Genomic DNA, 12299 nt, shown 5'->3' on the forward strand with positions numbered 1-12299 from the left:
TCCAAGGAATGAAGATGCAAAAGGTAGTCATTATCGCTAACGGCGCAGCTTACGGCAGCGAATCGCTGTTTAACAGTTTGCGGTTGGCCATTGCCCTGCGCGAGCAGGCGGGTGAAATTGACCTGCGGTTGTTTTTAATGTCCGACGCGGTTACCGCTGGGCTGCGCGGGCAGAAACCCGCCGAGGGCTACAACATTCAGCAAATGCTGGAGATTCTTACCGCGCAAAACGTGGCGGTGAAATTGTGTAAAACCTGCACCGACGGGCGCGGCATTAGCGCGCTGCCGCTAATTGACGGTGTCGAAATCGGTACGCTTGTTGAACTGGCGCAGTGGACGCTGGCAGCGGATAAAGTATTAACTTTCTAATATTGCGGCGAACGTAATATATTTTTCTTATGGGCGGCGTTACGTCGTCAAGTTTACCTGCGGTGTTGCCGATAGCACTTAAAGACAACACAGCAGGTACTATAATTATGTTCAGATCGATCAAGTCCCGTATTATCGCAGCAACAGCGGGGTGTCTCGCCAGCGCATTACTGCTTAACACCGTTATTAACTATCAGGTTACCAGCCACCACAGCCAGCAAACTCAGCAGGATATTCTGTCCAGTACCAGTGCCAGCCACAGTATTGCGATTGCCGACTGGGTCTCTTCAAAAATGACAATGATTGCCTCGCTGCAAAGCGTGGCATTAACCGACGATCCAATACCGGTTTTCGCGCAGATCGCCCGCGCCGGGGGATTTATCAACGTTTACGCGGGCTATGCCACTAAAACAGCGAAATTCTCCGATCCGGGCGGCGTGCCGCCCGATTATGACCCGACCATTCGCCCGTGGTATCAGCAAGTGGTGAAGGCCGATGCGCCGGTGGTTACCGCACCTTACGTTGACGCCAGCACCGGTGCGCTGGTGGTAACATTCGCGGTTCCGGTCAAAGAGAACGGTACGCTGAAAGCGGTGGTCGCAGGCGACGTGTCGATGGATAGCGTTGTTGCCAACGTACGCGGTATCAGCCCCACGCCGAACAGTACCGGCATGCTGCTGGCGAGCGACGGTTCGGTGATCGCCTCCGCTAACGATAAATTAACCCTTAAGCCTTTTACCGACGTCATAAGCGGCGTCAGCTTTGACCAGCTGCGTGCCGGGAAACGGGTCGATGGCTATTATGCCGGTGACGATAAAGCCTTGCTGGCGAGCCCGGTTAAAGGCACCAACTGGCTGCTGGCGGTGGCCCTTGATAGCGATGATTCTACCGCCGGGTTGCGCGCGCAGCTGCATGTCTCTGCCTTGTCTTTAGTGGTGTTAGTCGTCATTGCCGGAGCCGTAATGCAGTGGCTGGTGTCGACCATGCTGAAACGGCTACTGACGGTGCGCGATGCAATGAACGCCATCAGTAGCGGCACCAACGATCTGTCCCAGCGTTTGCCGGTGGATGGTAATGACGAAGTGTCGCAGATAGCCCATGCTTTTAACGCGTTTAGCGACAAGCTGTCGGTGGTGATGGCGAAACTGCGCGACTCCAGCAGTTCGGTGCAGCTGGCGGCACAGGAGATTGCGGCGGGTAACCAGGATCTCTCAGGTCGTACGGAACAGGCGGCTTCCAGTCTGCGCGGCACCGCCAGCGCCGTTGAGCAGATCACCGCTTCGGTGGCGCAATCAACGGACGCGGCGGCACAGGCTAACGATCAGGCGCATGCGGCTTCGCAGGCAGCCTCACGCGGCGGTCAGGTGGTGACGCAGGCGATTAATACCATGCAGTCGATTGAAGTGGCGTCGGCAAAAATCGGCGACATTACCAGCGTGATTGATGGCATTGCGTTCCAGACCAATATCCTGGCACTTAACGCCTCGGTGGAAGCCGCGCGCGCGGGCGAACAGGGCCGCGGTTTCGCGGTGGTCGCAGGTGAAGTGCGCAATCTGGCGAGCCGCAGCGCGCAGGCGGCGAAGGAGATCAAAACGCTGATCGATTCGACCACCGAAAGCGTGGCGACCGGCTCCCGCTTCGTGCGGCTGGCGGGCGAGAGCATGACGGAGATCGTCGACAGCATCGACAGCGTGTCGGTGATTATGCGCGAGATTACCGTCGCCACCAGCGAGCAGATGAAAGGTATCCAGGAAATCAACCATGCGGTGCTCGATCTTGACCGTATGGTGCAGCAAAACGCCGAGCTGGTGGTGGAATCCACCGCTGCCGCCGGAGCGCTGCGCTCGCAGGCGACGGAGCTTGCTGAAACCGCCGGTCATTTCCGCATTTAATTTTCTTTAGGCGCGTTTTAACCACGGTTTTACGCGCCGTCTTCTTACCCCGCCGCACAATGTCATTTTTGTTTAATCGTTACGTCATTAGTTGATCAAAATCAGCATTCTTCCCCCTGCCCTTTGGTGTTATGCAGTGAGTAAAGTGTGAACAATATCACTCTTAAGGACTCTTCCCGCACGGATCGCGTTGTTAAAAAACTACGGGGTTAATGAAGATGGCGGTGGTAAAAGCAAGTCTGAAGTTATTTGGTGGCGATACGGTTGTGGTGCGTTGTTCGGAGAATTGTCATATTCATTTGATGAGCGAGAAACGCCAGGCGCAGACCGATATTCTGAGCGTACAGAATCGCGCAAGCGCCTATTTAGCGGTGCCATACAGCGGCGTGTGGAGCGTGCTGATCGATAGCCACAGCCAGTCGCTGGAGCACTCGATCAGCTACGTTGCCGCATAACGGCTCTTAGCAGGCAAAACCAGGCTGCAGATCCGGGCCTGGTTTTTCACCTTCCAGCAGCAATCGCACTTTCCCCACCAGATCGTTTAAACAATCATCCTGCATACCGAGCTTAATCAGCTCCTGCTCCAGGGAGAAAAGGTATTGCGCATTGGTGCCAAGCGGCCCGCTGGCGGCGGCAATCAGCGGCGCGATGGTCTGCGCCCGCGTATCAGATTCATAAAGGGCATGGCGCGGATCCATGATAAACACCAGTGCATTAATGGACCGGCCATCGTCGAGGGTGAGTTTGCACCAGCTTGGCAGATAACACCCGGTGATCATTTCGCGTTTCCACAGCAGCGTCAGCTCATCAAATAAGCTCTCTTCCGCCAAACGATACGCCACGCCCGTAGTGCGACCGCCCTCTTTTAACGCCAGCATGCGTCCGGGTTGACATGTTGTGCCACGACCGGCGGTCAAGCGCAGGCAGAATGCCCGGTGCCAGCCCGTAAGCGTACCGGTACAGGATTCAACAAACTCCAGCGCCGGGTTCCACATCAGCGAACCGTAGCCAAAAATCCACACCGGGCCGTCATCGGGGCGACACGCCAGCGTCGCCGCAAGAGACGCCGCTCGCTGCTCCGCCGACCACAGCAGGGACTCTTCTATATCGCCAAAGGCCGTTTTACAATCCGCCGTTCGCAAGAAATCACGCGTTAACATCTTTTACCTCCGCCACTGCCTGCTTCCCTGCGACTGCTTTACTGCTGCCTTCCCGGCATATGCTGCTTTAAGCGCAGCTTAGTACGACCTTATGAGATTCACAGGCCGCTGGCAATAGCGTCAATCCATCGATTAAAGCTATAAATTACGAAAAGCCATAATTTCTCTGGGTTATTTCTTTTTATGCCACTTATCGTCGTCGCCTTTTTGATACTCATTTTTTACCGCTGCCCAGGCCACGCGATGCGCGGTCTCCTCGCGGCTGGCATCATCCCGGCGATCCTCTTTGTCCTTATATTGATCCCAGGCGCTGTTAAACGCCTCTTTATAAATTTCCTGCGCGTGCGCCGGCAGGACATGCTGCACGCTGTCGGGCAGATCGGATTTCGATTTATAAGGCATCTTACGGCTCCTTTTGGCTTAAAGAAGTAAGCCTGGACGAGAAACGCCCGCTGTGCCAGCGCAAGGTAATTAATTATAAAACTGTAATTTATCTATATGTAAAACATCACGAAATAGCGTAAAACACAGAGTTTCAGCGAACTAATAACAAAATGAAAAGATAACGGTAAAACTGGGTAAAAATCCCCACATAAATCGCAATCTTTGCTATTTTATAGCCGCTCTTTATATATAAATACCTCATATTCACCTGCTCAATAATGGAACACCATAATGACAACAACGCACGAGACGGTTAAAACCCGTCATAAGGAGTCTTCGCTTATTTTTCCGCTGTTAGCACTGGCCGTACTGCTGTTCTGGGGAGAATCGCAGTCGCTGCCGGTGGTGATTGGCATCAATGCCCTGGCGCTGGTGGGGATCCTGTTTAGCGCATTTAGCGTGGTGCGCCACGCGGACGTTTTAGCCCATCGACTGGGCGAGCCCTACGGTTCGCTGATCCTCAGCCTGTCGGTGGTTATTCTTGAAGTTAGTCTGATTTCGGCCTTAATGGCGACGGGCGATGCCGCGCCAACATTAATGCGCGACACGCTCTACTCGATCATCATGATCGTCACCGGCGGGCTGGTGGGTTTTTCGCTGTTACTTGGCGGGCGTAAGTTCGCGACCCAGTATATGAACCTGTTCGGCATTAAACAGTATTTGATAGCTCTGTTCCCGCTGGCGATCATTGTGTTGGTTTTCCCGATGTCGCTGCCGGACGCCAATTTCACCATCGGTCAGTCGCTGCTGGTAGCGTTGATCTCCGCCGCCATGTATGGCGTCTTCCTGCTTATTCAGACCAAAACCCACCAAAGCCTGTTTGTCTATGAACATGAAGATGAGGGCGACGATGACGATCCGCATCATGGTAAACCCTCCGCCCACGGCAATGTGTGGCATACGGCATGGCTGATTGTGCATTTGATCGCGGTGATTGGCGTAACAAAAATGAATGCCCATCCGCTGGAGACATTGCTGACGGAAATGAACGCGCCGGTGGCCTTTACCGGTTTCCTGGTGGCGTTACTGATTCTCTCGCCGGAAGGGCTGGGCGCGTTAAAAGCGGTGCTGAATAATCAGGTCCAACGGGCGATGAATCTGTTCTTCGGTTCGGTACTGGCCACTATCTCGCTGACGGTGCCGGTGGTGACATTGATTGCCTGGTTAACCGGCAATCGTCTGGTGTTTGGCCTCGAAGCGCCGGAAATGATTGTGATGGTCGCCTCGCTGGCGCTGTGCCAGATATCCTTTTCGACCGGTCGTACCAATGTCCTTAACGGTGCGGCGCATCTGGCGCTGTTTGCGGCCTATCTGATGACCATATTTGCCTGAGCTGGCCTAAAAAAAACCCCGCAGCGCGGGGTTTGTTTGCTTACTCGGTATCGAGTTCGTCGAAGCTTTTCACTAAATCATCAATCGCTTTGATCTGTTTCAGGAACGCTTCAAGCTTCGCCAGCGGCAGCGCGGAAGGACCGTCGCATTTCGCGTTGTCCGGATCCGGATGCGCTTCAATAAACAGCCCGGCAAGGCCGGTTGCCATGCCCGCGCGCGCAAGCTCGGTGACCTGCGAACGACGGCCGCCGGAGGCCGCGCCAAACGGGTCGCGGCACTGCAGCGCATGGGTCACGTCGAAAATCACCGGTGAGTTGTTAGAGACTTTCTTCATCACGCCAAAGCCCAGCATATCAACCACCAGGTTGTCATAGCCGAAGTTGGCGCCGCGGTCGCACAGAATCACTTTGTCATTGCCGCCTTCGCGGAATTTATCAACGATATTGCCCATCTGGCCGGGGCTGACAAACTGCGGTTTTTTCACGTTGATGACCGCGCCGGTTTTCGCCATCGCTTCAACCAGATCGGTCTGGCGAGCGAGGAACGCCGGAAGCTGGATCACATCAACCACGTCGGCCACCGGCTGCGCCTGTGACGCTTCATGGACGTCGGTGATCACTTTCACCCCAAAGGTCTGTTTCAGTTCCTGGAAAATTTTCATCCCCTCTTCCAGACCCGGTCCGCGATAGGACTTGATGGAAGAACGGTTGGCTTTGTCAAAAGAGGCTTTAAACACGTACGGGATGCCCAGTTTTTGGGTCACGGTGACGTAGTGTTCGCAAATGCGCATCGCTAAATCGCGGGATTCCAGCACGTTCATCCCCCCAAAGAGGACAAACGGCAGATCGTTCGCGACGTTAATATCGCCAATGCTAACCACTTTTTGTTTCATAAAATCGCCTTATCAAGTGTGAATCGGAACAAAACGTTAATGCAGGGTAATCTGTTTATGCGCAATCGAATTGATCTGCGCGCGGATCATCTCGCTAATCGGATCCTCCGGGCACTGCTCTACAAAGTAGCTCAGATCGTTGAGTGCCACATGGTCGCATTCCAGCTGGGCGTAAATCAGCCCGCGGTCGCGGATCTCGTAAGGATCTTCCGGGTTAAACTGCAGCAGTGCTTCGCTGACGCGCAGGGCCAGCTCCATCTGCTGCTCTTCCATCAACGCCGACTTCAGCGTATCCAGCAGCTTACGGATCACTTCGGCATTGTCGGCTTCATCGAGATCTTCATTAAACAGTTCGGCAACCGGGCTGATATTGCCTTTCAGCCACACTTCCAGCGTGTGCTCATCCAGCGTATCGCCGTTAAACGGGTTAATCAGCCACATTTCGCCATCCAGCCACTCGGCACGCAGGATAAGCTGGGTCGGGAAGATAACCGGTGTGAGCGGAATATTCAGCTGACCGGCCACCCACAGCAAAATCGCTCCCAACGATACGGCGCTGCCCTGACGGTTTTGCAGGACTTTATCCAGCCACAGCGCGTCGGATAGACGGTAAACGCCGCGGCTATCTTTAAAGCCCCATTCGCCATAAAACAGCTCAACAAGTTTTTCCAGCTGCCAGTCCTGAGGCTTTGCCTGACCAATCTCTTCACGTGCCAGACGGAGCAAATTGTCCAGTTCATCCTGGACAAATTGTGAAGAGAAATCATCGCGGATCAGCTCGGTAACAAGGATCATCCCGTCGCATAATGGCGCGTTGTTAAATTCGAAATCAGCTAACGACCTCATGTCTTACCCCAGTATCGGTACTTTTGTGGCGGCGAGTTTAATGATGATGTACAGCACCACCAGCCCCAGCAAAAAGGCGATAAAACCGGTTTGCTGGCTGCGCGGACGATGTCGCCCGAGCGCAATAAAACCCAAAACGATGTAGATGATAACGCCAAACAGCTTTTCAGTCAGCCATGCGCCTTTAGCAGTAAACGGCAAATAACCTGTTACCCACATTAAAGCGGCCCCGCTGAGCAGTAATAGCGTGTCAACCAGGTGCGGGATCACCCGTACCCAATGCGCGTTGAGGCGAGAATTGCCGGACCAGCGCCACCAGAAGCGTAAAACAAACAGGCTAACGGTCAGCGCGACGCAGGTCAAATGCAATATAATCAGGATGTTAAAGAGATGCATTCTGCGTCACTCTTGCCGCGTCCATTGCCCAAGGGTCACCCGCTCGTTACCGCCATAATCGCGACAGGTTGCCACCTGCTGCCAGCCGTAATCGTTAAACAGTGTGCGAACAGTCGCGCCCTGTTGCCAGCCGTGCTCCAGCAGTAACCAGCCGCCCGGCAGGATAAAGCGGCGCGCCTCGTCAATTAGCGCGCGTAAATCCGCAAGCCCGCCGTCGGCGGCCACCAGTGCGCTCAATGGCTCAAAGCGTACATCGCCCTGCGCCAGATGCGGATCCTGCTCATCAATATAGGGTGGATTACTGACGATGAGATCAAACTGCTTTCCTGCCAGCGCGCTAAACCAGCGGCTTTGCACAATCTCTATATTCTGAATACCTAAATGCCCGGCATTGCGCTGCGCCAGCGCAACCGCATCCGGCACCAGATCGACGGCGGTAACATGGCAATCCGGCCGTTCACTGGCCAACGCAAGGGCGATAGCACCGGTACCGGTGCCTAAATCGAGGATGCGACAGGGTTGAGCGGGCAAACGCGCCAGCGCCTGCTCCACCAGACATTCGGTGTCCGGGCGCGGAATAAGCGTGGCGGGAGAGACAAACAGCGGCAGCGACCAGAATTCGCGTACGCCAATCAGATGCGCCACCGGTTCGCCGTTCGCCCGGCGCGCCAGCAGCCCATTCAGCTGTTGCAGCTGCTCTGCGGGCAACAGGGTTTCGCCAAACGCCAGAATATAGGTGCGCGATTTGCCGGTAACAAAGCCCAACAAAATCTCCGCATCGCGACGCGGGCTGTCACTTGCCGTAAGGGCGCCGATGGCCTGACGCAACCACTGTTGATAATCCATTATTCCTGCTCTGAAAGCGCCGCTAACTGGTCGGCCTGGTATTCCTGCACAATCGGTTCGATCAGCATATCCAGCTTGCCTTCCATCACTTCATCCAGCCGGTAAAGCGTAACGTTGATACGGTGATCCGTTACGCGCCCCTGGGGGAAGTTATAGGTGCGGTTACGGTCGCTGCGATCGCCGCTGCCCAGCAGGTTACGCCGCGTGGAGGCCTCCGCCTGCTGGCGTTTCGCCGTTTCCGCAGCGCGAATACGCGCCCCGAGCACCGACAGCGCTTTGGCTTTGTTTTTATGCTGGGAACGTTCATCCTGACACTCCACCACAATACCGGTCGGCAAGTGGGTAATACGGATTGCGGAGTCGGTGGTGTTAACGTGTTGACCGCCTGCGCCGGAGGAGCGGAAGGTATCAATACGCAGATCCGCCGGGTTGATATCCGGCATTTCCGCTTCCGGCAGTTCCGGCATTACCGCGACGGTACAGGCTGAAGTGTGAATTCGCCCCTGGGATTCCGTGGCCGGTACGCGCTGTACGCGATGGCCGCCGGATTCAAATTTCAGCCGACCGTAAACACCCTCGCCGCTGATTTTAGCAATCACCTCTTTAAAGCCGCCGTGCTCGCCCTCGTTGGCGCTCATGATCTCGACGCGCCAGCGGCGGGATTCGGCATAGCGGCTGTACATACGGAACAGATCGCCGGCAAACAGTGCAGCTTCGTCACCGCCAGTACCAGCGCGGACTTCGACAAAGGCATTGCGTTCATCATCGGGATCTTTTGGCAGCAACAGCAGCTGCAATTGTTGCTCTAGCTGTTCGCCCTTCTCTTTCGCATCGCGCAGCTCGTCCTGCGCCATATCGCGCATTTCCGGGTCCTCGAGCAGCAGCTGTGCGGTTTCGATATCTTCCTGAAGCTGTCGCCAGTCAGTAAAGCAGCGTGACACATCGCTCAGCTGTGCGTACTCCCGCGACAGGGCACGGAATTTGTCCTGATCGGCGATGGTTTGTGCGTCACCGAGCAGCGCCTGGACTTCTTCATGACGCTCGTGCAGGGCTTCCAGTTTGGCAACGATAGAAGGCTTCATAGGCGTAAATGCACCTTTTAATAATAAGAGAGTGTTGTGCTAATCCAGCCCGAGGCTGTTGCGCAGAATATGCAGGCGTTCATCGTCCCCATCACGGGCAGCCTGCTGAAGAGATTTGGTTGGGGCGTGGATCAGGCGGTTGGTCAGTTTCCACGCAAGGTCTTGCATAATGGCCTGCGGATCGCCACCCTGCGACAGTGCGGCGATGGCTTTAGCACTCAGCTCGTCGCGCACCGCTTCAGACTTGCTGCGGTATTCACGAATTGTCTCGCTGGCGCTTTGCGCGCGCAGCCAGGCCATAAACTCGTTGGTTTCCTGGGCGACGATACTTTCCGCCTGTACCGCCGCAGCTTTCCGCTGCGCCAGGTTGTGCTGAATAATACTTTGCAGATCGTCAACGCTGTAGAGATAGGCGTTTGCCACTTTGCCGACTTCCGGTTCGACATCGCGGGGAACCGCGATATCCACCAGCAGCACCGGCTGGTTACGCCGCGCTTTCATCGCCCGCTCCATCATGCCCTTACCGATAATCGGCAGCGGGCTGGCGGTGGAGCTGATCACGATATCGGCATCTTTCAGGCGCTCGTCAATCTCGCTTAAGGAGATAACTTCCGCGCCTACTTCATCCGCCAGCAGCTGCGCACGTTCGCGCGTGCGGTTGGCGATGATCATTTTCTGTACTTTATGTTCACGCAGGTGACGGGCAACCAGTTCAATGGTTTCGCCCGCGCCCACCAGCAGCACGGTCACCTGCGAGAGAGATTCAAAGATTTGCCGCGCCAGGGTACAGGCAGCAAACGCGACGGAAACCGCGCTGGCGCCAATATCGGTTTCCGTACGCACCCGTTTGGCAACGGAGAAGGATTTCTGGAACATACGCTCCAGATCGCTGGCGTTAAGATGCCCGCGTTGGGAATCGGCGAAGGCCTTTTTCACCTGGCCTAAGATTTGCGGCTCGCCCAATACCAGCGAATCCAGACCGCTCGCCACGCGCATTAAATGGCTGACGGCGTCGTTATCCTGGTGCCAGTACAGGCTCTGGCGCACTTCTTCTTCCGGTAACTGGTGATAATCACACAGCCAGCGCACCAGCGCTTGCTGCAGATTTTCCCGCTCTTCAACGCTGAGATAGAGTTCAGTGCGGTTACAGGTTGACAGGACCACTCCGCCTTGCACCATAGGCTGTGACAGCAGGCTTTCTAATGCCTGGTCAAGGGTTTCCGGCGAAAAAGCAATGCGTTCTCGCAGGGAAACGGGAGCCGTTTTATGGTTGATGCCAAGAGCTAAAAGGGTCATGAGCGCGGGAGTAGTACCAACGTTGATAAGGTTAGACTGTACGCATCATACAGGATGAGCGAGGTCAATAAAAGAGAGACTACCCTTTCGGAGTAATCGGTAATTTCATGATTTATGACAACTTGAAAGTAGACGCTGTTACACAGCAACGCTAGCATTAAGCGATTACCGCAAAATCACAAGGATTTGCCCACGTATGACTCTTTCGGACGTTCGTCTTATTCGCTTGCTGCCCCTCGCAAGCCTCGTGCTAACCGCCTGTACCCTCAATGCGCCGAAAGGACCGGGCAAAAGCCCCGATGCGCCGCAGTGGCGTGAGCACCAGCAGCAGGTGCGCAACCTGAACCAGTACCAGACGCGCGGCGCATTTGCTTACCTCTCCGATGAACAAAAAGTCTATGCGCGCTTTTTCTGGCAGCAAACCGGGCAGGATCGCTATCGCCTGCTGTTGACCAACCCGCTGGGCAGCACCGAACTTGAACTGAAAGCCGAGCCTGGCAACGTGCAGTTACTGGACAATAAAGGCAAGCGCTATACCGCTGACGACGCCGAGGAGATGATTGGCAAACTGACCGGAATGCCGATCCCCCTTAACAGCCTGCGTCAGTGGATCCTCGGTCTGCCTGGCGATGCCACGGATTATAAACTGGATTCCCAGTATCGCCTGAGCGAGCTGAACTACAGCACCGGCGGCAAGTCGTGGAAAGTGGTGTATGGCGGGTATGACAACAGCCAGCCTTCCCTGCCCGCCAATATGGAACTGAACGATGGCAAACAGCGCATCAAGCTGAAAATGGATAACTGGATCGTCAAATGAGCATCTGGCCCGCTCCGGCGAAACTGAACCTGTTTCTCTACATTACCGGCCAGCGCGCCGACGGCTATCATGAACTGCAGACGCTGTTTCAGTTTCTTGATTACGGCGACACGCTGACCATCGAGCTGCGTAACGACGGGCAAATTCGCCTGTTAACGCCGGTCGCTGGCGTGCCGGATGAAGAGAACCTGATTGTGCGCGCTGCGCGTCTGCTGATGCAGCGCGCACAAGAAAGCGGTCGTTTGCCTGCGGGCAGCGGCGCGGACATCGCTATCGATAAACGCCTGCCAATGGGCGGTGGCCTCGGCGGCGGTTCATCCAATGCGGCGACGGTGCTGGTGGCGCTTAATCACCTGTGGGGCTGCAAACTGTCTGTGGATGAGCTAGCCGCACTTGGCCTGCGCTTAGGTGCCGATGTGCCGGTATTTGTGCGCGGCCATGCGGCTTTCGCCGAAGGGGTGGGCGAAATTCTCACCCCGGCGAACCCGCCGGAGAAGTGGTATCTGGTGGCGCATCCGGGGGTGAGCATTCCGACGCCGGTGATTTTTAACGATCCAGAACTGCCAAGAAACACGCAGAAAAGGTCAATCGATTGCTTATTAACAGGTGATTTTGTCAATGATTGCGAGGTTATCGCAAGAAAACGTTTTCGCGAGGTTGATGCCGCGCTTTCCTGGCTGTTAGAATACGCGCCGTCGCGCCTGACTGGCACAGGAGCCTGTGTCTTTGCCGAATTTGACACTGAATCCGCCGCTCGTCAGGTGCTTGAGCAAGCCCCGGAATGGCTGCATGGTTTTGTCGCGCGAGGCGTCAACCTCTCGCCGCTGGCGCAGACCATCGCCGGGCAAGCTGAGCATTGGTGACAACGTCACACCTGTTCCAGACGTTGCATCGCGCTCTTTAATACACCGCATGGATAGAATTTTGC

General features: G+C 55.5%; 14 protein-coding genes. 6 read left to right on the forward strand and 8 right to left on the reverse strand.

The features are described from left to right. Positions 1-14: 14 nt before the first annotated feature. The 3 genes from RW65_RS09360 (at position 15) to RW65_RS09370 (ending at position 2715) form a co-directional block, all read left to right on the forward strand. A complete protein-coding gene (locus RW65_RS09360) occupies positions 15-368 on the forward strand; it encodes a DsrE/DsrF/TusD sulfur relay family protein (protein ID WP_039056461.1) in 354 nt (117 codons plus the stop codon). Between the two features lie 107 nt (positions 369-475). Next, positions 476-2260, forward strand: coding sequence for a methyl-accepting chemotaxis protein (locus tag RW65_RS09365; RefSeq protein ID WP_039056462.1), 1785 nt, complete (start codon positions 476-478; stop codon positions 2258-2260). Positions 2261-2478: 218 nt separating this feature from the next. After that, entirely contained in the window at positions 2479-2715 is a 237-nt protein-coding gene (locus RW65_RS09370) for a DUF1883 domain-containing protein (protein ID WP_039056463.1), read from the forward strand. Between the two features lie 6 nt (positions 2716-2721). On the opposite strand, the gene RW65_RS09375 is transcribed toward RW65_RS09370, so the two are convergent. Next, entirely contained in the window at positions 2722-3420 is a 699-nt protein-coding gene (locus tag RW65_RS09375; protein ID WP_039056464.1) for a gamma-glutamylcyclotransferase, read from the reverse strand. Between the two features lie 171 nt (positions 3421-3591). After that, positions 3592-3822, reverse strand: coding sequence for a putative cation transport regulator ChaB (gene chaB, locus RW65_RS09380; RefSeq protein ID WP_039056465.1), 231 nt, complete (start codon positions 3820-3822; stop codon positions 3592-3594). 273 nt (positions 3823-4095) lie between these two features. Between chaB and chaA the strand changes: the two genes are divergently transcribed. After that, the gene (chaA, locus tag RW65_RS09385) at positions 4096-5196 is read left to right on the forward strand and encodes a sodium-potassium/proton antiporter ChaA (protein WP_039056466.1); all 1101 of its coding nucleotides are present in this window, start codon (positions 4096-4098) and stop codon (positions 5194-5196) included. A gap of 40 nt (positions 5197-5236) precedes the next feature. Here chaA and kdsA read toward each other — a convergent pair whose 3' ends face one another. From kdsA to hemA, 6 genes are read right to left on the reverse strand one after another with little or no spacing between them, the layout of a single operon-like run. Continuing rightward, complete coding sequence (gene kdsA / locus RW65_RS09390) at positions 5237-6088, reverse strand: 3-deoxy-8-phosphooctulonate synthase (RefSeq protein WP_039056467.1); 852 nt, start codon at positions 6086-6088, stop codon at positions 5237-5239. Positions 6089-6124: 36 nt separating this feature from the next. After that, a complete protein-coding gene (gene sirB1, locus RW65_RS09395; protein ID WP_039056468.1) occupies positions 6125-6934 on the reverse strand; it encodes an invasion regulator SirB1 in 810 nt (269 codons plus the stop codon). Positions 6935-6937: 3 nt separating this feature from the next. Beyond that, positions 6938-7330 (reverse strand): invasion regulator SirB2, encoded by a 393-nt coding sequence (sirB2, locus tag RW65_RS09400; RefSeq protein ID WP_039056469.1) that lies wholly within the window; start codon positions 7328-7330, stop codon positions 6938-6940. Positions 7331-7336: 6 nt separating this feature from the next. Further along, complete coding sequence (gene prmC / locus RW65_RS09405) at positions 7337-8176, reverse strand: peptide chain release factor N(5)-glutamine methyltransferase (RefSeq protein ID WP_039056470.1); 840 nt, start codon at positions 8174-8176, stop codon at positions 7337-7339. Beyond that, the gene (prfA, locus tag RW65_RS09410; RefSeq protein ID WP_039056471.1) at positions 8176-9258 is read right to left on the reverse strand and encodes a peptide chain release factor 1; all 1083 of its coding nucleotides are present in this window, start codon (positions 9256-9258) and stop codon (positions 8176-8178) included. The genes prmC and prfA overlap by 1 nt, the downstream gene beginning before the upstream one ends. Positions 9259-9297: 39 nt before the next feature. Continuing rightward, complete coding sequence (gene hemA / locus RW65_RS09415; RefSeq protein ID WP_039056472.1) at positions 9298-10554, reverse strand: glutamyl-tRNA reductase; 1257 nt, start codon at positions 10552-10554, stop codon at positions 9298-9300. 196 nt (positions 10555-10750) lie between these two features. Here hemA and lolB point away from each other — a divergent pair, with 196 nt between their 5' ends. Continuing rightward, on the forward strand, positions 10751-11371 hold the full coding sequence (lolB, locus tag RW65_RS09420) for a lipoprotein insertase outer membrane protein LolB (protein WP_039056473.1): 621 nt from the start codon (positions 10751-10753) through the stop codon (positions 11369-11371). Further along, positions 11368-12234, forward strand: a complete 867-nt coding sequence (gene ispE, locus RW65_RS09425) for a 4-(cytidine 5'-diphospho)-2-C-methyl-D-erythritol kinase (protein ID WP_039056474.1) — start codon at positions 11368-11370, stop codon at positions 12232-12234. The genes lolB and ispE overlap by 4 nt, the downstream gene beginning before the upstream one ends. Positions 12235-12299 lie beyond the last annotated feature (65 nt).

It is taken from the genome of Enterobacter sp. Bisph1 (assembly GCF_000814905.1).
Taxonomy (GTDB): domain Bacteria; phylum Pseudomonadota; class Gammaproteobacteria; order Enterobacterales; family Enterobacteriaceae; genus Kosakonia.

What these genes read in the sequence shown, in the direction of transcription:
- RW65_RS09360 (WP_039056461.1), top strand. Translation starts at nt 15, where the DNA reads ATGCAAAAGGTAGTCATTATCGCTAACGGCGCAGCTTACGGCAGCGAA.
- RW65_RS09365 (WP_039056462.1), top strand. Translation starts at nt 476, where the DNA reads ATGTTCAGATCGATCAAGTCCCGTATTATCGCAGCAACAGCGGGGTGT.
- RW65_RS09370 (WP_039056463.1), top strand. Translation starts at nt 2,479, where the DNA reads ATGGCGGTGGTAAAAGCAAGTCTGAAGTTATTTGGTGGCGATACGGTT.
- RW65_RS09375 (WP_039056464.1), bottom strand. Translation starts at nt 3,420, where the DNA reads ATGTTAACGCGTGATTTCTTGCGAACGGCGGATTGTAAAACGGCCTTT.
- chaB (WP_039056465.1), bottom strand. Translation starts at nt 3,822, where the DNA reads ATGCCTTATAAATCGAAATCCGATCTGCCCGACAGCGTGCAGCATGTC.
- chaA (WP_039056466.1), top strand. Translation starts at nt 4,096, where the DNA reads ATGACAACAACGCACGAGACGGTTAAAACCCGTCATAAGGAGTCTTCG.
- kdsA (WP_039056467.1), bottom strand. Translation starts at nt 6,088, where the DNA reads ATGAAACAAAAAGTGGTTAGCATTGGCGATATTAACGTCGCGAACGAT.
- sirB1 (WP_039056468.1), bottom strand. Translation starts at nt 6,934, where the DNA reads ATGAGGTCGTTAGCTGATTTCGAATTTAACAACGCGCCATTATGCGAC.
- sirB2 (WP_039056469.1), bottom strand. Translation starts at nt 7,330, where the DNA reads ATGCATCTCTTTAACATCCTGATTATATTGCATTTGACCTGCGTCGCG.
- prmC (WP_039056470.1), bottom strand. Translation starts at nt 8,176, where the DNA reads ATGGATTATCAACAGTGGTTGCGTCAGGCCATCGGCGCCCTTACGGCA.
- prfA (WP_039056471.1), bottom strand. Translation starts at nt 9,258, where the DNA reads ATGAAGCCTTCTATCGTTGCCAAACTGGAAGCCCTGCACGAGCGTCAT.
- hemA (WP_039056472.1), bottom strand. Translation starts at nt 10,554, where the DNA reads ATGACCCTTTTAGCTCTTGGCATCAACCATAAAACGGCTCCCGTTTCC.
- lolB (WP_039056473.1), top strand. Translation starts at nt 10,751, where the DNA reads ATGACTCTTTCGGACGTTCGTCTTATTCGCTTGCTGCCCCTCGCAAGC.
- ispE (WP_039056474.1), top strand. Translation starts at nt 11,368, where the DNA reads ATGAGCATCTGGCCCGCTCCGGCGAAACTGAACCTGTTTCTCTACATT.